At 38.7% G+C, this 23553-nt stretch carries 23 protein-coding genes and 2 tRNA genes; 4 read left to right on the forward strand and 21 right to left on the reverse strand.

Features of this window, described 5'->3' with window-relative positions:
- Positions 1–76: 76 nt before the first annotated feature.
- From H5088_RS11050 to H5088_RS11105, 12 genes are all read right to left on the reverse strand, one after another.
- Positions 77–152: transfer RNA gene (locus H5088_RS11050), tRNA-Lys, on the reverse strand.
- Between the two features lie 226 nt (positions 153–378).
- Positions 379–1128 (reverse strand): tol-pal system protein YbgF, encoded by a 750-nt coding sequence (ybgF, locus tag H5088_RS11055; protein WP_033021320.1) that lies wholly within the window; start codon positions 1126–1128, stop codon positions 379–381.
- A 13-nt stretch (positions 1129–1141) separates the two neighbouring features.
- Entirely contained in the window at positions 1142–1684 is a 543-nt protein-coding gene (gene pal, locus H5088_RS11060) for a peptidoglycan-associated lipoprotein Pal (RefSeq protein ID WP_002960636.1), read from the reverse strand.
- Between the two features lie 34 nt (positions 1685–1718).
- A complete protein-coding gene (gene tolB / locus H5088_RS11065) occupies positions 1719–3077 on the reverse strand; it encodes a Tol-Pal system beta propeller repeat protein TolB (RefSeq protein WP_138488837.1) in 1359 nt (452 codons plus the stop codon).
- A gap of 9 nt (positions 3078–3086) precedes the next feature.
- Positions 3087–4013: a cell envelope integrity protein TolA gene (gene tolA, locus H5088_RS11070; RefSeq protein ID WP_002960639.1), complete on the reverse strand. Its 927-nt coding sequence runs from the start codon at positions 4011–4013 to the stop codon at positions 3087–3089.
- Between the two features lie 4 nt (positions 4014–4017).
- Positions 4018–4446: a protein TolR gene (gene tolR / locus H5088_RS11075; protein ID WP_002960641.1), complete on the reverse strand. Its 429-nt coding sequence runs from the start codon at positions 4444–4446 to the stop codon at positions 4018–4020.
- Positions 4433–5137 (reverse strand): protein TolQ, encoded by a 705-nt coding sequence (gene tolQ, locus H5088_RS11080; RefSeq protein WP_002960643.1) that lies wholly within the window; start codon positions 5135–5137, stop codon positions 4433–4435. The genes tolR and tolQ overlap by 14 nt, the downstream gene beginning before the upstream one ends.
- A 964-nt stretch (positions 5138–6101) precedes the next feature.
- Positions 6102–7109, reverse strand: a complete 1008-nt coding sequence (gene ruvB, locus H5088_RS11085; RefSeq protein ID WP_002960645.1) for a Holliday junction branch migration DNA helicase RuvB — start codon at positions 7107–7109, stop codon at positions 6102–6104.
- A 7-nt stretch (positions 7110–7116) separates the two neighbouring features.
- Positions 7117–7734: a Holliday junction branch migration protein RuvA gene (ruvA, locus tag H5088_RS11090; RefSeq protein ID WP_002960647.1), complete on the reverse strand. Its 618-nt coding sequence runs from the start codon at positions 7732–7734 to the stop codon at positions 7117–7119.
- Positions 7735–7736: 2 nt separating this feature from the next.
- A complete protein-coding gene (gene ruvC / locus H5088_RS11095; RefSeq protein WP_002960649.1) occupies positions 7737–8261 on the reverse strand; it encodes a crossover junction endodeoxyribonuclease RuvC in 525 nt (174 codons plus the stop codon).
- A gap of 129 nt (positions 8262–8390) precedes the next feature.
- The gene (locus tag H5088_RS11100) at positions 8391–10892 is read right to left on the reverse strand and encodes an ABC transporter permease (protein ID WP_002960651.1); all 2502 of its coding nucleotides are present in this window, start codon (positions 10890–10892) and stop codon (positions 8391–8393) included.
- Positions 10882–11595, reverse strand: coding sequence for an ABC transporter ATP-binding protein (locus H5088_RS11105; protein ID WP_008137049.1), 714 nt, complete (start codon positions 11593–11595; stop codon positions 10882–10884). The genes H5088_RS11100 and H5088_RS11105 overlap by 11 nt, the downstream gene beginning before the upstream one ends.
- On the opposite strand from H5088_RS11105, the gene H5088_RS11110 reads away from it, so the two are divergent.
- The 3 genes from H5088_RS11110 to H5088_RS20335 all read left to right on the forward strand — a co-directional run bounded on the left by H5088_RS11110 (position 11596) and on the right by H5088_RS20335 (position 13929).
- The gene (locus tag H5088_RS11110) at positions 11596–12219 is read left to right on the forward strand and encodes an arylesterase (RefSeq protein WP_154903886.1); all 624 of its coding nucleotides are present in this window, start codon (positions 11596–11598) and stop codon (positions 12217–12219) included.
- 111 nt (positions 12220–12330) lie between these two features.
- Positions 12331–12407 (forward strand) — tRNA-Pro (locus H5088_RS11115).
- 604 nt (positions 12408–13011) lie between these two features.
- Positions 13012–13929, forward strand: coding sequence for a YbjQ family protein (locus tag H5088_RS20335; protein WP_182696222.1), 918 nt, complete (start codon positions 13012–13014; stop codon positions 13927–13929).
- Positions 13930–13995: 66 nt separating this feature from the next.
- Here the strand turns inward: H5088_RS20335 and bamE are convergent, their stop codons facing one another.
- The 9 genes from bamE to H5088_RS11165 form a co-directional block, all read right to left on the reverse strand.
- Positions 13996–14355, reverse strand: a complete 360-nt coding sequence (gene bamE, locus H5088_RS11125) for an outer membrane protein assembly factor BamE (RefSeq protein ID WP_182696223.1) — start codon at positions 14353–14355, stop codon at positions 13996–13998.
- A 378-nt stretch (positions 14356–14733) separates the two neighbouring features.
- Positions 14734–16062 carry a VapE domain-containing protein gene (locus H5088_RS11130; RefSeq protein ID WP_182752874.1) on the reverse strand — a complete coding sequence of 443 codons (1329 nt, stop codon included), beginning with the start codon at positions 16060–16062 and terminating at the stop codon, positions 14734–14736.
- On the reverse strand, positions 16059–17084 hold the full coding sequence (locus H5088_RS11135; protein ID WP_182752875.1) for a hypothetical protein: 1026 nt from the start codon (positions 17082–17084) through the stop codon (positions 16059–16061). Before H5088_RS11135 ends, H5088_RS11130 begins: the two co-directional genes overlap by 4 nt.
- A 317-nt stretch (positions 17085–17401) precedes the next feature.
- Positions 17402–17941, reverse strand: a complete 540-nt coding sequence (locus H5088_RS11140; protein WP_182752876.1) for a hypothetical protein — start codon at positions 17939–17941, stop codon at positions 17402–17404.
- 2 nt (positions 17942–17943) lie between these two features.
- Positions 17944–18135, reverse strand: coding sequence for an AlpA family transcriptional regulator (locus tag H5088_RS11145; RefSeq protein ID WP_182752877.1), 192 nt, complete (start codon positions 18133–18135; stop codon positions 17944–17946).
- Between the two features lie 83 nt (positions 18136–18218).
- The gene (locus tag H5088_RS11150; RefSeq protein WP_182752878.1) at positions 18219–18872 is read right to left on the reverse strand and encodes a hypothetical protein; all 654 of its coding nucleotides are present in this window, start codon (positions 18870–18872) and stop codon (positions 18219–18221) included.
- On the reverse strand, positions 18862–20253 hold the full coding sequence (locus tag H5088_RS11155; RefSeq protein WP_182752879.1) for a tyrosine-type recombinase/integrase: 1392 nt from the start codon (positions 20251–20253) through the stop codon (positions 18862–18864). Before H5088_RS11155 ends, H5088_RS11150 begins: the two co-directional genes overlap by 11 nt.
- A gap of 459 nt (positions 20254–20712) precedes the next feature.
- Complete coding sequence (locus H5088_RS11160) at positions 20713–20961, reverse strand: hypothetical protein (RefSeq protein ID WP_024596835.1); 249 nt, start codon at positions 20959–20961, stop codon at positions 20713–20715.
- A gap of 92 nt (positions 20962–21053) precedes the next feature.
- The gene (locus H5088_RS11165; RefSeq protein ID WP_182752880.1) at positions 21054–22691 is read right to left on the reverse strand and encodes a cyanophycinase; all 1638 of its coding nucleotides are present in this window, start codon (positions 22689–22691) and stop codon (positions 21054–21056) included.
- Positions 22692–22953: 262 nt separating this feature from the next.
- On the opposite strand from H5088_RS11165, the gene H5088_RS11170 reads away from it, so the two are divergent.
- On the forward strand, positions 22954–23541 hold the full coding sequence (locus H5088_RS11170) for a hypothetical protein (protein ID WP_024596834.1): 588 nt from the start codon (positions 22954–22956) through the stop codon (positions 23539–23541).
- Positions 23542–23553: the final 12 nt, after the last annotated feature.

A 23553-nucleotide genomic window follows, 5' to 3' on the forward strand; every position in this document is an offset into this window, starting at 1 on the left:
TGACCCGCTCTGACGTTGCGTTTTATAACAACTTAGTATTGTACGTAAATCCGCCGATAAAAGACCATTCAAAGAATGGTGGGTTATGATGGATTTGAACCATCGACCAATTGATTAAAAGTCAACTGCTCTACCAACTGAGCTAATAACCCGCTCTTTTTGTCGCATTTCGAGTGGGGTAACCATTCGTTTGCTGCGGGCGCTTATAATACTTATTTATAAAATGAGTGCAACCGAAATTGTCTCTTTTTTTAAGTTTTTATGTCTAGATGCACAAAATTAAACCGTTTGTGCTCAAACTACATGCAAATCCAAGATTATTCGACAGTTTCCATGTAGTTTGCTCGCCTTAACTAGAAATTTAATCGCTGGTGAACTTTAGTTTCCCAAACGATCAGTTGCTAGTTTTGCAGCGGTAGTACTTGGGTATTGATTGATAAGATCGCTCAATATTTTTTGTGCTTGCGCCGCTGAACCTTGATCTTGTAAAAGTGTGCCTAACTTTAGCATTGCATCAGGGCGTTTATTAGAATTTGGAAATTCGTTAACAACCACTTTAAAATGCTCGACCGCTTTTACGCCATCATTTTTAATGGTAAGCAGCTGCCCTAACCAATAATGCGCGTTAGACGCATATACAGAGTTTGGATAGGTAGTCAAAAACGTTTGAAATTCAGGAATCGCTTGATCATAACGTTTATCTTTCATTATTAACGCAACAGCACGCTCGTACGCTTCATTTTCAGATAAGTCACTGCTGTAGCTCTGTGCATCGTTTGGCTGCGCCTGATCGACTACTGGAGCTGCTGTTGGCTGTGTATAAGCCTGGCTCACGCGGTTTTCAATCTCTTGATACAACTCACGCTGACGCTGCAGTACTTTTTCAAGTTTGTAGCTTTGCTCTTCAGTTACACCGCGAATTTGACTTACTTCGTCTTGTAACAAGTTAAGTTGTTGCTGTAACTCTACTTGTAAAAAGTTACGCGACTGCATCATATTCTCAAGCGACGCTAATCGCTTCTCAATACTTGATTGTGAACTTGCAGCTTCTGAAACAGGAGCGGGAGCAGCCATTAACTGGGTGCTCCCGCTCAATATCATGGCTGCCAAAATAATTTTCGGCTTCATAATATCTCTTATCTTAGTAAACTAGTACCGCACGGCGGTTTTTAGCGAAAGCTGATTCAGTGCGAGATTTAACCATTGGCTTCTCTTCACCGTAGCTTACCACTGACATTTGGCTAGCTGAAACACCTAAGCTTAATAGGTATTTTTCAACTGCTTGGCCACGGTGCTCACCTAGTGCAATGTTGTACTCTGGAGTACCGCGCTCATCTGCGTGGCCTTCAATTAGAACTTTAACTGATGGGTTTTGAACTAAAAACTCAGCATGTGCACGAAGTAAATCAGCGTACTTACCTTCAACAGTCGCTTTATCAAAGTCAAAGTAAATTACTTGCTCTTGACGTAGTGCTTCGTACTTTTGACGAAGTTGCTCTTCTGCTTGTTGCTCAGGAGAGATTGTAGCTACTTCAACTGTATCAGTGTTAGTTGATTGCTCAACAACGCCTTGATTTGATTGGTTTGCAGCACCTTCATCAATATCAGAAGATGAGCTACAAGCTGCTAATGTCATTACTGGCACAGCAATTAGCAGGCCTTTAAGTATTTTGTTAAGTTGCATTGAGTAGATTCCTATTTTGAGTAAACCAGTAATATTACTGTAAGTATGGCGACCAAGCTGGTGCCTTTACTTGTCCGTCTAGCACAGGTAACCGTGCTTTAAAGCGGCCGTCCATCGATACTAGCGCAAGTACCTGTTTATTATTATGGAGCGTGCTGTATATAATCATCGAACCATTTGGCGCTATGCTCGGTGATTCATCTAGGCGTGTTCTCGTTAATACTTGAAACGCACCTGTAGCCAGCTCTTTCTTAGCAAGATGGTACTGCCCGTTGGTACGGTTAACCATCACTAATTCTTTTCCATCTGGTGTTATAGAACCAGCAAGGTTCATATCACCATCAAAGGTGAGTCGTTGTGACCTACCTGTTTTTAAATTTAACTTATAAATCTGAGCATTACCACCCCTTTCAGATGTAAACACAATATCTTGGCCATTAGGGTACCAAGATGGCTCAGTATCTATGCTACGATGATTTGTTAAGCGTGTTTCTTTACGTGTAGCAAGGTCAAGCATGTAAACTTCTGTCGCACCCGTCTTATCCTTAGAAAGCACTAATAATAGCTTTTTACCATCTGGCGAAAACTGCGGTGCACCATTAATACCACGGTAGCTTGCTATTATTTCACGCTTACCTGTGTATATATCTTGAATGTAAATTTGGCTTTGACGGTTTTCAAACGTTACATACGCTAGTTTAGTACCATTTGGTGACCATGCTGGCGACATTAATGGTTCTTTTGAACGAAGTAATACCTGTTCGTTAAAACCATCGTAATCAGCAACGACTAGTTGATAAGGTTTAGGCTCGTTATCACGTACTATTACATATGCAATTTTAGTTAAAAACGCGCCCTTTTCACCCGTTAGCTTTTCATAAATAACATCACTAATGCGGTGTGAATAACGACGAAAACCACTCTCGCCAATAACACTTTCACGCGCTTCTAAAATATGATCTTGGCTTTTAACTAACTTACCGTTACTCATCATTTGCGTATTGCCACCGGTAATTTGGCCGCGAATCACATCAACTAACTCATAACGAACTAAATAACGCCCATCAGTTTGTTGTTCAACCTCACCAACAAGAACAGCTTCAACACCTTTATTAACCCAAGACGCATAATCAATTTCGCCATCTTTACTTGGCTGTTGCGGCATTTGCGCCACATCAACAGGTTTAAACTTACCACTGCGCATTAAATCGGCAGCAATAACACCACTTAGCTTTTCAGGAATTGGACCAACACCTTGGTATTTAAAAGGTACAATGGCAATAGGCCTTGCACCGTCTACACCTTCTGTTATTACAATTTCAAGCGCTGCATTAGCAACACCCGTAAACCCAAACAGTAAAACTAAACAGGCTATTTTTATTTTGTTGAACATATCATTCCTTTAAAATTCTGGCTTGATTGTTAAATTAATATTCTTAAGTTTTTCGAATACGTCTTTATCTTTAGATACCGGTAATGTGTCAGCCATGCGCACAGCTCTTAATGCAGCTTCACATACTAACTTGTCGCCACCTAATGATTTAACTTGCGTTACTAAACCATTAAAGCCCAAACGAATATTAACTCGGCACTGTTGGTTTTTCATTTTTTCATCAATCAGTAAGTTTTGCTGAATACGCGCCATAATTAATGCTCGGTACTTATCAACTTCGCTCACCACTTGTTGCTGACGTATTTTACTACGGGCAGCCTGCTCTTTGGCAAGTTGCTCTTGTAACATTTGCTCTTGCATTGCTTGCTGGCGTTTACGTTCGGCCTCAGCAGCACGCTCTTTTGCTTCCTCTTCACGCTTTTTGCGCTCAGCTTCTGCTTTTTTAAGCGCTTCTTCTTCAGCTTTGCGTTTGTCAGCTGCTGCTTTTGCTGCGTTTTCAGCTTCTTGCTTTTGCTTTTCGGCTTGCTTAGCTTTAGCACGCTCTTTTTGCTCAATGGCACGTGCTTTTTTAGCTTCTGCCTCGGCTTGCGCTTTTTCTTTCTCTTTAGCTTTACGCTCTTGCTCTAGCTTTTTAATATTACGTGCTTCTGATTCACGTTGCTTGCGTGCATTGGCCGCTCTGCGTTCTAAATCACGGATACGTTTATCTTCAGCACTTTTTTTATCTTTTTCTTTCTTTTGAAGTTCAGCAATTTTTTGCTCAACTTGTTTTTGATCAACTGTAACGGCTGATACCGCTTTATCTGGCGTAGGTATAGCCGAATTAAGCGTTACTTCCATTACTTTAGGTGTTGGCGGATGAATATTTGCAGAAGCATACAAAAATCCACCAATCCCTAAATGAAGTACTATTGATTTTACTACTGAACTATTCATACAGCTACTTCCCCTCAAAGGATTCAGTCATTAATCCTACTGATGGTACGCCTGCATTTTTCAAAAAATCCATTAGTAATAATACTTCTTGATACGACACCTTACCCGAGCCTTTAATCATTACCGGCACGTCAGGGTTTTTCATTAGCTGTAATTTTATAACCGCAGCCACATCAAGTGCTTCCATAGGCTCTTCTGGATCAGTACCTACACTCACGTAATATTTACCTTGTGCATCTATTGAGGCAATAATAGGCGGAGTATCTTTAGTATCAACTAAATCAGACTCTTCCATTTTAGGTAAATCAACTTTTACACCATGCGTAATAAGCGGTGCTGTAGCCATAAATATTATAAGTAGTACCAACATTACATCAATGTAAGGTACTACATTAATCTCTGCGACCGGACGGCGCTTTTTACGCTGATACATTCGCTTGTGCCTCTATTTGTGTAGCTGCTTGACGATGTAAAATATTAGCAAACTCTTCCATAAAGTTAATATAGTGAGACTCAAGCTTTTCAACACTGTTTGAAAAACGGTTATAAGCAATAACAGCAGGGATCGCCGCAAATAAACCCATAGCAGTCGCAATAAGTGCCTCTGCAATACCTGGTGCTACCATTTGTAATGTAGCTTGCTTAACTTCACCTAGTGCTATAAAGGCATTCATTATACCCCACACTGTACCAAACAAACCGATGTACGGACTTATAGAACCTACTGTTGCTAAAAACGATAGACTAGATTCCATTTTTTCAATTTCACGAGAAAGCGCAACACGCATAGAGCGGTGCGTTCCTTCCATAACAATACTCGCACTTTGAAATGTATTCTTTTTATGACGAGCAAACTCTTTAAAGCCCGAAGTAAACAAAGCTTCAATGCCTTGAGACTGACCGCTGCGTGACGATATCTCGTTATATAATTTGCTTAAATCAATACCCGACCAAAACTTTTGCTCAAATTTCTTAGCATTTATTAGCGCATCCGATATTGCTTTTTTACGTTGAAATATAATTGTCCACGACATTACAGACATGGCAACTAGCCCTAACATTACTAATTGAACAAGCAAACTTGCTTCTAAAATTAGATCTAAAAAATTAAGCCCTGATCCCACGTTAAACTCCTAAATAATTTCAAAATACGGCAAATTGGTTAATTTGTGTAAATATGACCGCTTACACGGCCAAAAGTTGCATCTAGTGTATCTAGTCCATTTCAAGCTGACAACGGTATTGCTATGAATAGGCAACAAAAAACGTTAAAAAAACAGCTTTAGTTAGCATTTCCCTTTGCCTCAGTATTTTATTTAAACTTTAAAACAAACTCGCTAACTATAAATATGCGTAAATATATACATGAAACGTCATAAAATGCGCCGTTTATTCAAAATAAGAGCATAAACACTCAAAACCTATAAGCCTCACCTGCACGTAATAGTAAAACTAATACCGAGCTATAACGAAATAAATTACTTAAGTTATAAATTTCATAAACTTATAAATTTAACGATTAATTAACGCACAAGATTCAAACAACAATAAAATTCACTAAATTAGTTTTTCTAATCTGAAAATACAAATTTTCTAGTTTGAACAAAAAAGTAAACTTACGTATTATTCTCCCATACCGAGCTAGCGCACTGAATGAAATAGTTTCATTAAGCCAAGTTCTTAGTAATAGGATATTTTATCGTATTACATTGTTTTACTCTTTCTGGATAAAACCAAATTTAGTAAAACGTAGTTCCCCTGGATTACTTCCTTCAACTTGTTGTTTGCCCGCATTTTTTGCGGGCTTTTTTTTGCCTGCAATTTAGTGCGCTACATATTTTATTTATAAACTAATAATTGCCCTACCTAATTTACAATAAGTAATTCGCTTACTAGTTTGAATGGTACGCAGGATAGCCTCGCGAGTCTTAACGCCCTGTGAATTAACAGTTAACTATAAAGCGTATTAGTATTTTGAAATAACATTTGCAACAGTGTGTTGAGGTTTTGAGTATAATAATTTGAAACAAAGGGATACTGAAACAATTACCTGCTGCGCTATAAACCACAGCAAGTAAAGTATATAGGCTAGTCTTTTTTAGGAAGTAAACCAAAGTGATGATATGCACTGTCAGACACTATTCGCCCGCGTGGAGTGCGCTGAATAAATCCTTGCTGGATCAAAAATGGCTCTATTACATCTTCTATTGTTTCGCGCTCTTCACCAATAGCAGCCGCTACATTGTCGAGCCCTACTGGGCCGCCCATAAATTTTTCGATTATGGCGAGTAAATATTTGCGGTCCATATAATCAAAACCACTTTTATCTACGTCAATCATATCAAGGGCTTGCTTAGCTACATCGGCGTTTACTGTGCCGTCAGATTTTACTTGAGTGTAATCGCGTACACGGCGCAATAAGCGGTTTGCAATACGTGGTGTGCCGCGCGAGCGCTGGGCAATTTCGGTAGCGCCATCGTCACACATTTCTAAACCAAGATAATGTGCAGAGCGCCCTACTATGTGCGATAAATCTTCTACAGAATAAAACTCTAATCGCTGCACAATTCCAAAACGGTCACGCAGTGGCGATGTAAGCGAGCCTGCTCGTGTGGTTGCACCAATGAGTGTAAATGCAGGTAAGTCTAATTTAATAGAACGCGCAGCTGGGCCTTCACCAATCATTATATCAAGCTGGTAGTCTTCCATTGCGGGATACAGTATTTCTTCAACTTGCGGGCTTAGCCTGTGTATTTCATCGATAAACAGTACATCGCCCTCTTCTAAATTAGTAAGTAGAGCAGCTAAATCGCCTGCTTTTTCAAGTACAGGGCCTGATGTTGTTTTAATACTTACGTGTAACTCATTGGCTACAATATTTGCAAGCGTGGTTTTACCAAGCCCAGGTGGGCCAAATATTAATAAATGATCAAGCGCTTCACCACGGGTTCGGGCAGCTTCAATAAAAATTTCCATTTGCTGCTTAACATGAGGCTGGCCTCTGTAGTCGGCTAAAAGTTTTGGTCTTATTGCACGATCTATAGAGTCTTCATTTGTTTTTTCAGTCGCATCAATTAAGCGATCCGCTTCAATCATGGGTTACTCACAACATAGATTTTAAAGATTCTCTAATAAGAACCTCAGTAGACATATCGGGTTTACTTATCGATTTTACTGCTTTTTGAGCTTGTGGCAATTTATAACCTAATGCAAGCAGTGCCGATACGGCATCATCCGCTGCATTATTAGCAATTGTCGCATCGCTCATTGGCTCTATTACTGCGCTGTCGCTAAATGGCGTAAATAAATCATTGCCCCAATCTTTTAGTCTGTCTTTCATTTCGAGTACTAAACGCTCGGCTGTTTTTTTACCTACACCGGGTAATTTAACAAGCGATGTTGAGTCTTCGTTATTTACACAACTTACAAATTGTTTTGCCGACATGCCCGATAAAATAGCTAAGCCAAGTTTTGGCCCTACGCCATTTGCTTTTAATAGCTCTCTAAACAAAGCACGTTCAACTTTATTATTAAAACCAAATAATAGTTGAGCATCTTCACGCACTACAAAGTGAGTGTAAACAATCGCATTTTCACCAATTTTTGGTAAGTCGTAAAAACAGGTCATTGGCATTTGTACTTCGTAACCTACACCACTTACTTCGAGTAATATTTCTGGTGGCTGTTTTTCGACTAAAATACCATTTAAGCGGCCTATCATAATTATTTCCTTAAACGTCCTCTAACGGTTTTGCTTGCGCTGCCCGCTAGTTTAATTAAATTTTGTTCTGAGTGAGCGTGGCAAATCGCAATAGCGAGTGCATCAGCTGCATCGGCTTGTGGCGTACCAGGTAGTTTTAAAATATTTTTTACCATGTGTTGCACTTGAGTTTTATCTGCGCCACCGTTGCCTACTACTGCTTGCTTAATTTGCCTAGCTGAGTATTCAAATACAGGTAAGTCGGCCATCGCAGCGCCCACAATCGCAGCGCCTCTAGCTTGGCCTAGTTTTAAAGCTGAATCGGGGTTGTGCGCCATAAATACTTTTTCAATGGCAAAGGTTTCTGGCGAAAACTGCTCAATAAGCTGTGTAATGCCTTGGTAGATCATTTTAAGCCTAACCGGAAAAGGATGATCGGCTAACTTAATACAGCCACTGCCTAAGTATGTAAATTTAGAACCTTGATGGGCAACAACACCATATCCGGTCAAACGTGAACCAGGATCGATCCCTAAAATGATGGCCAAACAGCGCTCCATTGTTATTATTTTTAAATTACGTTAATAATGCCAGAGCACTGTATAAATTACCAGTACAAAGAAAAACAAAAATGCCCACGTACTAGGTGGGCATTTACAGAGCATGTTAGTTTAAGCTTACCCTAGGGCACGCACTAATCCTTGGGTGTTTTGTTTAAGTGTTCGGGCAATCATTAAATAACCTAAGCCTGCCACAAATACGCCGCCAGCTACCGGACCTATAATCCATATATGTGGGTGTAACTTACCTGCTAAATCAAACATTTGTTGCTGCACAATCAAAAGCGCTATATCACTAAAAAATGCAGCCACTAAACCAGCTAAACCGCCTAGTAATAAAAACTCATACAGGGTCGCGTTTTTAATTAATCGGCTTTTAGCCCCAAGCGTTCGCAGTATTACAATTTCTTGCATACGCTCACCTAAACTAGCTTGCACTTGCGATATAAGTACAAGCGCGCCACACAGCACAACAATTGCAAGTACGAAGCCAATGGCGAGCGATACTTGCGAAATAGTAGTTTGTATTTGCTTAACAAAGTTATCAATATCAATGGCTGTAATAGTAGGGTAAGTACGTAATAACTGGCTAAAGTCACGTTTTTGATCTGGATTTATACGTACCGACGAAATATACGTCGCCGGAAAATCTGCAAGTACATCAGGGCTTAAAATAATAAAAAAGTTAGGTTTAAGCGTGGCCCAATTTACTTTGCGCACACTGGTGATTTTAGCGTCGAACGACTGCGAACCAATTAAAAATGTAAGCGTATCGCCTATCTCAACATCTAATCGCTCAAGCATCGACTCCTCTACTGAAGCCTCAGCCATCGCATTTTCACCAAACCACGTGCCTTGTGTTACTTCATTTTGGTCAGGCACATCTTTAAGCCATGTAAGGTTTAGCTCACGACCAATACCTGCACGTGCTTCTTCGTCTTTTTTCTCGTTGTCTTGCAGCGATACAGAACGTGCTACCAACTCGCCGTTTACCGCATTTACGCGCCCACGAATAGTTGGATAAAACTCTGATACCTGAATATCTTTTTGAGCTAAATATTCATTAATTGGCTCAAGCTCATTTTGCGTAATATTAACTAAAAACGCATTAGGCGCGTCGCTTGGAAGTTGCGACTGCCAATCAGATATCATGTCGTTTTTAAGTACCACTAAAAACAGCAGTAATTTAATTGCTAACGAAAAACTAATTAACTGTACCGCGTTCACATTTGCACGCTTTTGGATAGATGCAATTGCAAGCGACCAGCTGTTACCTGGCTTTAATCCTAGCTTTCGACCACCACCAAATATTAATTTAGATACTAAAAACAGCACACCAATTAGCGCAAGTGTTGATATAAACAAAATAAGCGTTATTTTTATGTTGTTACTAAATAACCACATTAATAAAAACACAGTTAGCGCACTCATACCTAAATGCACACGGCTCACTGCCAACTTGTCACCTAAGTTACGGCGCAGTACTCTAAGCGGTGGAATATCAAATAAATCAAATAACGGTTTAATAGAAAACATAACGGCACAAATTACGCCAGTGCTTATAGCTACCAGCCAAGGTTTAAAGCCACCTAAAGGCAGCTCTGTGCCCATACTTTTTGATAAGTAACTTGTTGCTATTTCTTGCAAGCCATAACCAATTAACAGCCCAATACTTACCGCCATTGCACATACAAGCAATAAATGGAGCATGTATATTTTGCGGATCATTGAACGGCTACCGCCTAGCGTTTTCATCATCGCTACTGGGTCGTATTGGCGTTCACAATAACGTTTTGCTGAAACAGCTATAGCCACTGCGGCTAAAATAATGCCCAGTAAACCAGCAAGTAATAAAAAGCTCTCAGCGCGGTTTAAGCTGTTTGAAATGGGTGATTGGCGGTCTTTAACGCCATACCATTGTTGGTTTTCTTTCATTTGTGGTTTAAGCCACTCGTAAAAGCTATTTATGTCGGCCTCACTACCTGCATAAAGTTGGCGGTAATAAACACGACTACCCGGCTGCACAACTTCAGTTTTTGCAACATCGTCAATATTAATAAGCACACGACGGCTACTTGAAAATACATTAAATGGCGCGTCTGGCTCTTCTACAATAACTTTTGAAACATTAAATAATGCCGCGCCAAGCTCTACTTGCGCGCCTATATCAATATTTAAACTGTAAAATACCGACTCACTTAGCCACACATTACCCGGCGTTGGCCCGCTATTAGCAACTTTAGTTTCACCGGTTAGGGTATCTTTAACTTTTAACTGCCCTTTTAGCGGGTACGCATTAGATGCCGCTTTTACTGAGCTAAACTGCATTTCATCATCGGCAAACAACATAGTGTCGAAATACACCATTTGCGCCGTTTTTAAATTTTGGCTCTGTGCTTGAGTAATAAAAGCGGTGTCCAGAACATGGTCGCTTGCAAGTACACGGTCTGCTGCAATAAAAGCACTGCTTTTTTGCGCAATACTTTGCCCTATTCGCTCAGTAACCATCGACAGTGTAAGCACGGTTAAAACAGCAAGAGCGATAGCTGCGCTTATAACCGTAAGCTCACCACGGCGAAATTCTCGCGAAAATAACTTAAGCGCTAACTTAACCCACATTAGCAACGTCCTCTACTTGGCTTTTTACCAGTAAACCCGCTTCTATTTGAATAATGTGCTCACATTTTTGTGCAAGCCCTTCATCGTGAGTTACCAAAATAAGCGTAGTACCGTGCTGAGTATTTAAATCAAATAATAAGGATTCAATCATTTTACCGTTTTTGCTGTCTAAATTAGCCGAAGGCTCATCAGCAAATAGTATTTTAGGTGTACCAATAAATGCTCGCGCAATAGCAACACGCTGCTGTTCACCGCCAGAGAGTTGCGACGGGTAATGATCAATTCGATGGCTCAAGCCTACTTTTTCAAGCAAAGCAATTGCTTGCTCTTTTGCATCACTTTCACCAGCGAGCTCTGCTGGTAGCATAACGTTTTCTAGTGCCGTTAAGCTTTGTACTAACATAAACGATTGAAACACAAATCCAATTTTAGCCGCGCGCAGTGCAGCACGCTCTTCTTCATCTAAATTGTGTAATGGTTCACCATCTAAAAATATTTCACCGCTGCTGGCGGTGTCCAGCCCTGCTAATAAACTGAGTAACGTAGATTTACCTGAGCCCGATGTGCCAACAATAGCAACAGACTCGCCATGCTTGACATTAAAGCTGATGTCGCTGAGGATGGGCAGCTCACCTTCAAAGGTAGAGACTACTTTAGACAAACCATTAACCTGAATTATATTTAATTGAGAAAGCGCTGACATATGACTCATTCAATCCTTCGTTTAGTATTCATTTTATTTTTAGTTATCAAACCGCTGAGCGCAGCAGCCGAAAACACGATTTTAATACTCGGTGACAGTTTAAGCGCAGCCTACGGACTTCAACAAGAAGAAGGCTGGGTAAAATTGTTACAAGATAAATACGATGACGAACAAGCCGACATTGAACTTATCAACGCCAGTATTAGTGGCGAAACATCTGGTGGAGCCCTACGCCGTTTAGATGCATTGCTTGAGCAATACGAACCCACTCATGTACTTATTGAGCTAGGTGCTAATGACGGTTTACGTGGTTTCCCAGTTAAAAAAATGCAAACTAACTTAACGTCTCTTATTCAAAAAAGCCAAGCAGCTAATGCGATGACCGCCTTAATGGAGATTTACATTCCCCCTAATTACGGCCCGCGTTACAGTAAAATGTTTACTGACACTTTTTCGCGCGTTAGCGAAGAGACAAATGCGCATTTAATGAACTTTTTTATGCTAGATATTGCCAGCCAATCTGATCTAATGCAAAACGATAGTTTACACCCTAACAAAAAAGCTCAGCCATTAATACGAGATGAGATGTATGACTCGATCAAAAAGTGGCTAAATAAAGACTAGCTAATTAATACACCGCAAGGGCGCCTTTTTAGGCCTCTTGCGTAATAAACACCCAAACAAACAATCGCTTATTGATTTTTAAAAAAATACACGTACTATTGCAAACAACGTCGGTATGTAGCGCAGCTTGGTAGCGCACTGTCATGGGGTGGCAGGGGTCGAGAGTTCGAATCTCTCCATACCGACCATTTAAATCAATATCTTACCTCAACTTATAAATCTCTCGTTAAAACCTAAACTGCTCCGTGTAGCCAATCTGTAGCCACTCTTTTCTTTTTTATAGTCGGGAATTAAAAAATTTATCTCTTTAATCGTTCGCGCGTACTGGTTGCGAATCTTCCTTTTACGGTGTCTGAAAATACCCTATAGAAATCTAGCTAATTTGTTATGTTGTTCTAAGCTATTTCTTAGCCCCCATACGCCAGAGAAGCCGTTTCTTTGTAGATACCTGAATAAGCTTTTACTAGTCCAAGAATTACCCCAGCTTGTCTTAATGCCTCTATTATTCAGGTAATTGACTAAAACACGATAACTAGGGTTTTTGTATCGACTGGATTGGTTTATCAACTCCACCAGCGTTATAAAAATTAGCTTATCGTTATTAATTTTATGTGATGTATTCATATATCCCCCAATATGAGTTCTTATTATACCCTTTCTTAGCTTAGTATCATGCGGATATGACCTACTAAAAAGTACATTAAATATCGCTTTATAATATTAAATTTAAATAGCTTGAATTTGCCTCGTTCTTTTGTGATTCTAAAATAATTACAACTACTAAGGACGGTTATGTTTCTATCAGACAACCAACAATCATCTTCTTCAAATACAAAAACAGAATGGACATTAAACGACAAAGGCCTGACGAATAATTTTACAGAAATAACTTATGATATTGACAGCCTAAGCTTTTCACTAAAAAAGGATGGGTATAAAGGGGTTGCATCAATCTTTTATAAGGATAAATTTCTTTGTAATCTATCAACTTTATTTAGTCAATCTGGGATCTATAAAAAGCACGGTATTAAAGAAAGTATAATAATAACCAATAATATTGAGGATAAGCTGACAGATGTACACAATAACGAAATCACTCTGACAAGCACATTACTCAACTTTAATTCAAAAGAATATGGTATTGCAGGCTTGCGAACGGTTAAAGGTACTTCATCATATGACGTTCTGTTTTATGGGAAACACTTAACTGATGTGTCAGAAGCAACAGCTCAAAAATTAGAGAGCACAAAAGACATATACTTAAAGCGTAAGTTGTCTACTTTCCATGAAAAAATGAAAGACAAAAAAACAGTTAGCGAAATCGTAAAAATAAAAGAGAGTCTCACTGCAAAAAATTATAAAATAATCCGTAGTCCAAATGAAGTAATACTAACCACTGAAACCTCATCAAATTTAAATGTGCTGAAAAGGCTGGACGTTATAACTGCTGAATGTGCGTATGGTATGAACATATTTAAAGACTTGTTCGCGAGCATAAGTGATATTTTTGGCGGTAGAAATAAAAGTATTCAAAATACGTTGAAAGACGCTCGTAAAAACGTTTTAGCTGAACTACAAAAAGAAGCATTTTCTCTAGGTGCTAACGCTGTGGTAGGCATAGACCTAGATTACAGTGAAATATCGGGCGGTGGTAAATTCGGTATGTTATTTATCGTTGCTTCTGGCACTGCGGTAATTGTTGAGGATTAAATTTAATTATTTATTTTAGCTAGCTTATAGCGGCGTTAATAAAGTATAAAAACGCCGCTTTTAAAATTAGTTAATACTCATCTGGGGCGCTGCGCCATTAGTGAATGTGTAGTTTGAAACAATACCGTCATCAAAAAGTATATCTAACATTTTTTGAGTGCCTTCGGTTTGAACTTTCATAGTGAACACATAAGATTGGGCTTTAGATGTGCCCTGTGAGTAAAAATAAAGCCACTTTACTTGGTTGCCATTAATAACAGTTTTTGAATACGGTTCACCAAACCAATCTGCAACTTGCTCTTTAGTTGTAACTCCCTTTTCAATCTGATCAACCTTATCTGTTTTAAAGTCGCTGCCTGTTGTGTAATTTGCAGTAGCACAGGCCGTTAGTAATAAAGCACATAAAATTAAAATTCCATATTTCATAGTTATTCCCTTTTCATTTAATGAACCATAAAAATATACAAGCATGTGAATATTTACAACTATTTAATTAGTTAAGCCATACATTCACTCTTAACTACTCCTAATATATTGATTCTAAAATCATAAAAAGCTGTTAAGTTAAGTGTTAAGTAAAAAGGCCACCTTTACTATATTAGCCTTTTCTATACTCGGTAGTCCTTATTCCCTTTACAGACCACACTATTTTAAATCAGCTATTTAATTTATTTATAGAAAGTTACTTAACTACTTAACACAAACAAGTAAAGCCCTTATAAATAAAGGGCTTTAGCTGGGTTAGGTGAATTTTAAGAGCTTAACTTTACTCAACTAACCTAACAGTTGATATAAAAGAAGCGGCTAGTAAATGCTTAATTTATAGCGTGTTTGATTCCCCCCTGCTTTTTTGGCTTGTAGATAACCTTCGCGGCTTAATTGCTTTAGCGCTTTACCGACAACACCGCTTGTATAAGAGTTAAGTTTTTTATCTTCATAAATTAACTCACCAGCTGAAAACCAACCATTAATACACTGTGGCCTATCAATTTCGTTTGCAAAATCTATCTTGCTGGCTGGTGCTATGTAATTGTCGTATATGTAACTATACGCAAAGCCCTTATCTTGGTAGCTGTCATTAAACTTGGCTATTTGCTGCAAATCTTCGTCTTTTAGCATCCAGCCATAACCACTTAAATAGAGCTGCTTTACTTCAAGCCAAAACTGTTTAAGTTGTGACTCATCAACCTGTTTTAATGAGCCTGTACCGTCATAGTGCCAGCCCAGTAACTCGTTTAGCTTATCCATGTTAGCGGCTCGCTCCATTTCAATAACAGCAAAGCGGCTTGAGCCTGTTTCATCCTTTAAAAACTCGCTACCGTTAACCGTGGCAATAAAATGTGTTTGCCTTGGTTTTTTAATATCGAGCCTTGCATAAGGTGGGCGAACCGTATCAACCTTATTAGTGATAAACGCTTTCAAACTTCCTTGTGAGTTTTTACTGGTACGTTCAAGCTCGCCTAGCTCAACAATAAATGAGCGAATACACGACAACACACTGTCTTTATCATCGGGGTTTAAAGCTGCCCCTTCTAAAAACGCATGTGGGATAATCTCAGCAAAGCGAGAGACAAACGCCGTTTTTCTAAAAGACTGATTGCCCTGCAATACAGGCACAAGTTTACTATTAAAATTTTTCTCATAAAGAGAAGCCACACAGCCCACCAGCCAGTGTTTTAATATCGTGTCGGCTAACGCTTCATGTTTAGCGTTTAAGCAGCTAATTACCGCACTTACGCGTTCTTTACCGTCCCATTTCTCACCATCTAAGTATAGTTTTATAGGGTGGTATTTAGTTTGCTCACATAATGCAACTAAATGTGTGTTAATTGCCTTTTCAGGTAAACCATAAATATTTGCAGCTGATATAAGTTTACTGTTAATGCTGTCGAACGAGTCGGCGATTAAGTTACCAAAAATATCGCACACCTCATTATTAAAGGTCATCATATTTAACCTAAAATCTAAGCTACAAAAATTAGCTAAATCAGCGAGGTTTTGATTAGTATTTAGTACTCTTACATTGCCTTTATTATCCTCTTTTAAATCGGTAAAGCGTGGCCTATCTAATACCGTATTTTGAGGCAACTCTATTTCGTAGCTTTTGTGCGGGGCTGGTATAGCTATACTCATAATTTAGCCCCCATAAACAACGTTTGAGTGCGTTGGTTTTGCTTATGAATTTTGTACTCTTTTAAGTTGTGTTTGTGCAACTCAGAAAAGTAAGTTTCAGCCACCAGCTTTAACGCTCGTTTATAATCGCCTTGATAGGAACGTATCACCATAAAATCAAACTTATCTATACATAAGCCATTAGCGCAGGGGTCATTTTCATGGTGCGAATAATAACGCTCCTTACCATCGGTATGACTTGTTAATATATAAACACCTGCCTGTTTGCTGGTGGACTCTGGCGGTAAATACGCCTTACCTTGTGCTTTGTAACCGTATTGAATAAGTAACTCATGCCATGAGTAAGCGCTGTTAACAGCATCGATAATAGATACCTGCTTACCTATTAACTGAGTTTGATAACTTGGCTTAATAGGTAGGCTAGTAGCCTTTTCTAATTCCTGGTTTTGCTCTGCTTCTAAAGCTTGTGCGTCTTTGTAAAGCTGAGAGCTTTCAACATCAAGCGCCCTACCTGCTGCAATTTTAAATTGGTAACTATCGCCTTTTAAGCGGACAGGTAAATACATTATTTGCTGCGGGCGTTTGGCGCAATCATCTGCCATGAACACATAGCTTAAATAGCTTTCCATTGCCGCCCACACCTCATAAGTAATAGAAGCGGCTAGTTCTATATAAACTCTATACCGATTTGTTGTGGTCTGTTGCTGGTGGCTTGCTGTTGTATGGATTATGTATGACTCAATACACATACTTTCTAGCATGTCGGCAATAGTCGTTAACTCTAGGTTAGTATCGTCTAAATCAAGCCTAAGTAGCGTAAACTTATCATGTAAGAGAATAGACTCTTTTGTTTTATTAGCCGCATCAGTAGCCGCAATTACGGCCGATCTAGCTTTAGCTTCTTTCGGTGTTAATGCGCCTAAGTCTTGAGGACTTTTAACCTTTAGTTTTAACTCATGCCAATTTATATGCGTAAAATCAGCGGTGACGTTGTGGCTTTTGCCATGTAAAAATTTAAGCATGTTTAAGCCCTTTATTAAAAATAATACTTACAAGCAACATGTTTATGTTGGGGCTAACGCTCAACAATGTTTTAAGTTTATTGGTATAATAAAGGCCACAACATAGTTTTGTAATCAGCCCTTTGCCGAGGGCTTTTTTATGCTCAATCATAAAGCCCCCGATTTAATCAAAGTGATAGTCAAAGCCACTAATACCACTATTTGAAAAATTAAATATAATAATAGAATTAAAATATCACTAAGCTTTACACTTACCTCTGAGTTGAGTAACTTATCAACCGCAAACTTTATTTGTTTGTAACTTTTAAAAGGGCTCATTATTTTGACTCCTTTTTTGGCTGGTGGTTAGTTTGTGAAGCTTCATCACCAGTATTTGAACTAGAGGCCGTTACAGTTGGCGCTGTAGTGGCTTTTTCATTTTCGGTTTGTTGATTGTAGTAATCATCGTTTGCAGCATCACTCACTAGATCGGCAAGCTCTGACTTCGCTCTGATAGATTCAAGAAAGGCTGTAGACTCCCTAATTCGACCTTGTTTAGCCAGCTTATGTGAATCTTGTTTATACTCGCTTTTTCTCTCTGCCCTTGCTTTAGCATCATCAAGCTTTGAACCTGATTTATGTCTCGGGTCTAAACTACGCGCAAAGATAACGCCTTTATCACTTGTGTGGTTAATGATGTTCCAGCAATACTTACTTCCCCCTAAGCTTTGTAGCGGGCTTCGTTGCCGACCGTTAAAGATGCGGGTTAATTCGGCTTCATATACTTCATAATTATCTAAAAGTAATGACAGTAGTTTATAAGCTTGAGTATGTGACTTAGGTATATAACAAGGGTTAAAATCGTTTAGCTTTTTCACTGTTATACCTCCTTGCTCGCTAACCACTGATCAAGGTCACATTTTCTGTAAATGCAACAACGTGTACTTATGCGAATTTTTTTAGGAAAGTTTTCGTTCTGTTCAGCAAGCCTCCATAAGGTGGGCTTGCTCACCCCTATATAGGCAGCGGCATCTTTTAAGCGTAAGTTTTCGTTTGAAATTGAATGGTTCATAAAAAATCACCTGATTTGTTGTTGATTCAGGTGACATTATGGGAAGTAATTTTGCTCTACATCAGGGAATACAAAAAATTTAATTATTCCCGTCGATTTCCTTTCAAGTAATCGGGAATTTTTATTCCTTCGCTTTTTTGAATAATGTCCTCCCAAAAATGCAACGTATCTTCTGGTTCGCTAGCTTGAATATTCTCAGGTTTAGAGAAGAACTCCATATAGCGCTTTGTACTCTCTTTTCTAGTGATTTGTTCTTTAGGTAAGAGTTCATACGCAAACTTTGGATATTTCTTTTCTAACGTTGAAGCTTTAAAAGCTGGTTTACCATCAAAATCATTTTTATTTGAAAGCACAACTATTTCAGAAGCTCTTTCTACACTAGCTCCAGCAATTACTAATTTATTCATATAACCTAAAAGCTTACTTTTTACCCTGTCTTTCTTGATTCGAACAGAGAGATGGTCAAATGTTGTTTTTTTAGTTTTTTTTATTCTCTCTTCTGTTATTTCTAGGAGCTTCTCTATTAAAAAGTCGGGCACTGGTAATGAATTTCTGAGTAGAAAAGAGTTGAACACATCTACACTATGGTAAGTATGCTTAGTGATTGGTCTATGTAAGAATAGAGCAGAAGAACTAGCTAGAACTGTTATTAAATCATTCGGGCAGCTATTAAAAATATCGCTTTCTTTAAGCTTACCCCTGTAATAATTCAGAAACTCAATATGCTTATACTCCACTTTCAACCTCCTTATTTATATCATTCCAGCTTTGCCCAAAGATCACTAAATAGCTTGCCGTATCTTGTTCATCATGTCTTAGATAGTTAGCCGCAATCATTGAACCGTCTTTATGGCCGACTAAGCCAGCAATAGTTAATACAGGCACACCACGCGCCACCAGCTCAGAAATAAAGTTATGCCTAAATGAATAAAAATCTAAGTTTTCAGGTACACCGCCAAGCGCTTTAACTTGTTTCCAATGCCTAAGGTGCGCTTTACGCTCTAAAGTTTTGTTAGTGCGTTCAGACTTAAATATTAAACCGCTTTTAGCCTGTTCTTGCTGTGCTGCCCATGTATTGAATACAAATTTTAATTCATCCGTTACAGGGAATTTAATTTTTCGGCTATTCTCGGCCTTTTTGGTTTTGCTGGGTGTAAAGCTAAGTGTGGTTTGGTTGTTAAATTGATTGAATACCAAGTTATCCCACCTCAAAGCGTATATGTCGGATGGGCGCATACCTGTTAATCGCGCTATATGGCAAAAGGGAATAAACCAGTGCGGGTAAGTGTGATTATCTAAATTTATTAAATGGCTTTTACCGTGGGCTATGCTTGAACGTCTTTTCTTTTTAAGGTTATCTGAGTAAAGCTGTAAGCCTGTGCTTATTTGCTGTTTAACTTCATCGCTGAATATGTCGCGCTGGTGGCTTAGCTTTTCGTTATGGACTTCTAAGTCGTCTTGCTCTTTAATAGTGAGCGCTGGTAACGTAAAATTTTTAATAGGGTTAACTTTAAGAATTGGCTCACTCACTCCCCTTAAAGGCTGGGCAGCATAATTAAGCATGGCTTTAAATGCGCCGTAATCCCTTACGAGTGTTGAACGCATAATGCCTTTGCTTCTGCGCTTGTTGTACCACTGTAAAATATCAGCACTATTTAGTTTATCCATATCGCGCTCAAACAAGTGCGAAAAATTATGCTTAATACCTTTTAGTGTACCTGCGCCATACCGGTAGTTATCTAATTTATGCGGGGTATAGATTGCCTCAAAAAACTCACCTACTTTTAAATATACATTGGCTGCTTTTAGCTGTTCTTCTTCGCGTTGTGATTGCGCTAAGCCTTCTTTGTATGAAAGCGGATCGATGCCCTCTCTTAATTTAGCCTTCCATGAAATAGCCTCCGCTGCCGCTTGGCTTGGTTTTATGTTCGCGTCTGCTATTGTGGCTGTTCTGCGCTTTCCAAGTAAATCAGTGTAACGCAATCTCCATGCGCCACCATGAGAAAGCTTAAGATAGAAAAACCCTGAAATTTTGTTGCATCCTAACTGTTGTCGCGGTTTTGCACTTTTTTTAAATGTCGATAGTTTAGCTTGTGTTATTGAAGTTAAATCTGCCATATTGAACCCGAGCGTGTAGCCAATGTGTAGCCAGTATAACTTAATTTTTAGAAACTTGCTGAAATCACGAGAAGCTAAAATCAATTATAAACAAGAGTTTAAGATTGAATTTAACTTTAAATACAACAGCTAAAACCGTCATGGGGTGGCAGGGGTCGAGAGTTCGAATCTCTCCATACCGACCAATTAACTACACCTATATCAATAAGTTAAACTTCTCTTCAAAATATAGCCAAAATCCATCTGTTTTGATTCTACAATTTATCCGTAGCACTATCTTATTTATCTAAGCGCACTTAATAAAACGAATTTACCTAGTAAGTCTTGTAGTTTTTGAGGGGGTTGTATTTAATTGTTATTAACTTGAAGTGGCCTTTGTGGGATCTATATAAAGCCATTTAATTTCAATTTATTGAAATTAAAATAAAAAAGCGCTCTAAGCGCTTTTTTATTAAAGTACTAGTGCTTGCGCCCTACACCATTACGTACCATGTCTTGCCCGGTTTGGAATACATCTTCTGTAATACCGCGCGCTAAAAGTAATTTTTGATTATCGTCAAACACGGCTACAAAACGACTACCATCACTATTGTTTGTTGCCATACCAACGCCCGAAACACCCTTAAGGCCAAGACCGCCGTTTTCTACATTTAATAAAAAGCTTTCTAATTCGGCTAGACTAGAAATTACATCATTTTCTTTATTCATTTTAACACTCTTTTAGTAAGGCTTTTAAATCATTATGGTGGCTATTTTATATAGAAGAGCCAAAAACTTAAACCCTTGGCTCAGGTTAGTCACTAAATCGACTTTATAGCTAACTCTAAATTGCTTAGCGCACAACCAAACTCTTTTGCATTGATGCGATGATACTGCGTGTCACTCGTTGCTGTAAGGCTAATTATAAACTCGTCTTGTTGGGCTACCGCACTTTGCTCTTGGCTTAAACACATAGCTTGAGTAAGTGAACGCAGTTTTGAATTTGTTAAAATTGAGCCAAAACGCTGCACTGGCAGTGGAGGTATTTTTATAGCGGGTAACGCTTCATCTATTGTGCGTGCGCTTAAGGTAAACGTGTTATTGGTAATTTCAATTACACTGCTAGTAGGCCAGTACGAATAGCTATAGCTCTTACTCTCAGGTTGGGCTTTACCTTGGTTAGCCAAATGCACTACACCACTTTTGCCTATTACGGTTATTAAACTACCTTCTGGCGATTTAATAACAACTAAGGCTGTATTTTCATCAATACCAAATCCATGTTGAATCTCTGTTTTAGTATTTTTCACTTCGTTTTTATTTAGCGTTGCTGCAAGCCTAAATGTACGGTTTTGTTCGCTAAATTGAATATCTAGTACACCAAAGTTAAAACTGCCCAGCCCACCAGCATTAGTGTTATTTTCACTTTTACGAAGTGCCTCAAGGCTTGTCGTATTTGTAAGCATGCCCGTCACTTTACTTTGGATTGCAGCACCGGCTCCTTCACCTACAATTACTGGGCGAGTTTGCAATGCTTGCGTCCACGGGTATGGGTTATTGTTTTGATCAAATAATACCTTATGTGTTAAAGCCGCATCACCATCATTAAACATCACACCGGTACTATTTTTAATAAGTGATACAAGTGCATTAGTGCCATTTTTACATAAAGCGTATTCGGCCTTTGTGCGATCGGGATAAATCACTTCACGGTTATACACATTCATTAATGTATTTCTAAGCGCTGGTAATTCATCGCACGAGTTACTCGTAATCGCTTTAGCAAGCGCTGGCGTTAGTGCTAACCATTGAGTGTTTATATTTGATTGTGCCAAAAGACTTTGCGCTACATCTGCCGACTCATAAGGGTCGCGGCTCGAAGCCGTAATAGCAAGCATGGTTGGTTTTGGGTTATTAACTTTTAAACTGCCCGACACAAATTGTAAAATATTATTAGTCGCAACCTCATTATTAAAATCGGTATTTACTTGCTCTTTTAAACGCTCACCGTTTTTATTAAGTAGCGGTACTTCTAGCATATCAAATACAAAGTTGTACTCTTGCTGAGTTAGACTTTCTAATTGCTGATTATTTATATCGCGCCACTGCCAGAGTAAATCTGTTTTTGATACGCTATTTGACGATTTACTTTGTATGGTTTTAAGTGTTTTTAATACAGCCGTTTTTGCCTCAACATTATTATTAGGCCAATGCTGCGCGATGTTTTTTATTTGAGAGCTGCTAAGTGTATATAAATTATGTGACTTACCATCAATAACAGCCTCTTTTTGGCAATTATTAAGCTTGGCGCTAGTACAGGTAGTAAGCTCTGACCCCACTAAAATTAAAGTTTGGCTTTGCTCTTGAGCCACTGCATTTATTGAAAAACCGGCACCGAACAATGCCACTACCATACCCAGTAACTTCGGCTGTTGATCACGTAAAAATGCACATATCATAATGTAAACTCTAATATAAATAATAAAACTAATGTGTTGTAGTTTAACAGCTAGCCACTTGCGCCTAAATATATTTTTATAAATGTTAAATAATTCAAGTCTCTGAAAAACGTTCGGGTTGAGCACTGCATTTAAATACATTGTTTAGTTTGCCCCTCTGTCTTTGTAAATATTATCTAAACAAATTTAAACGGAGCATTTATTGACCAATTTCATTGTTTAAATTACGGTGGTGAATTATTTTATGTAACTGGGGTGAAATATGGACTTTTCTAATGAAGAGATAAATTTTTTTGCTGAGTTATTTAAGCCCAATACAAAGTCACATGCTCACAACAGTCACGTTTTAACGTTACAAAGTTCAGTACCAGCCAATATTGCTCACTTACTTAGTAGCGCTAATTTAACCCTGCTCGCAGAGGTTGCACACTATCAGTTATGGTTTCCGTTGGACTTGAAAATTGATAGCGCCGGTATAATCAAACCGATTTTAACCGCCCCCGAAGTAATAGACACACAAGGCACACTGCGCAGTTGGCGCTGGAGTGAGCTAAATATTAAAAGCCAAGGGTTTAAAATTGAATCAATATCAAACACGGGGATGTTTTTAAAACCCCTCAGAAAAGGTAACCATTTAAATAAATCGCAGCACATGGAATTTATTTTACCTAACAAACAAAGTATTTCGATGGAAATAGAACCCGTAAGGCAAAGCACGCAAGGTATAGCCGCTAAAATAACGCAAATTCATAGCGGTCAAGAGCAACTAAGAGCTTACCTATTTGAAGAACATAAGCGTCAACATGCTAAATTATACGAGAATGGCCAATTAGTTGAGCAGCTAATTTAATAGGTGTTTACC

This window comes from Pseudoalteromonas sp. SR43-3 (assembly GCF_014163875.1).
Classification (GTDB): domain Bacteria; phylum Pseudomonadota; class Gammaproteobacteria; order Enterobacterales; family Alteromonadaceae; genus Pseudoalteromonas; species Pseudoalteromonas distincta.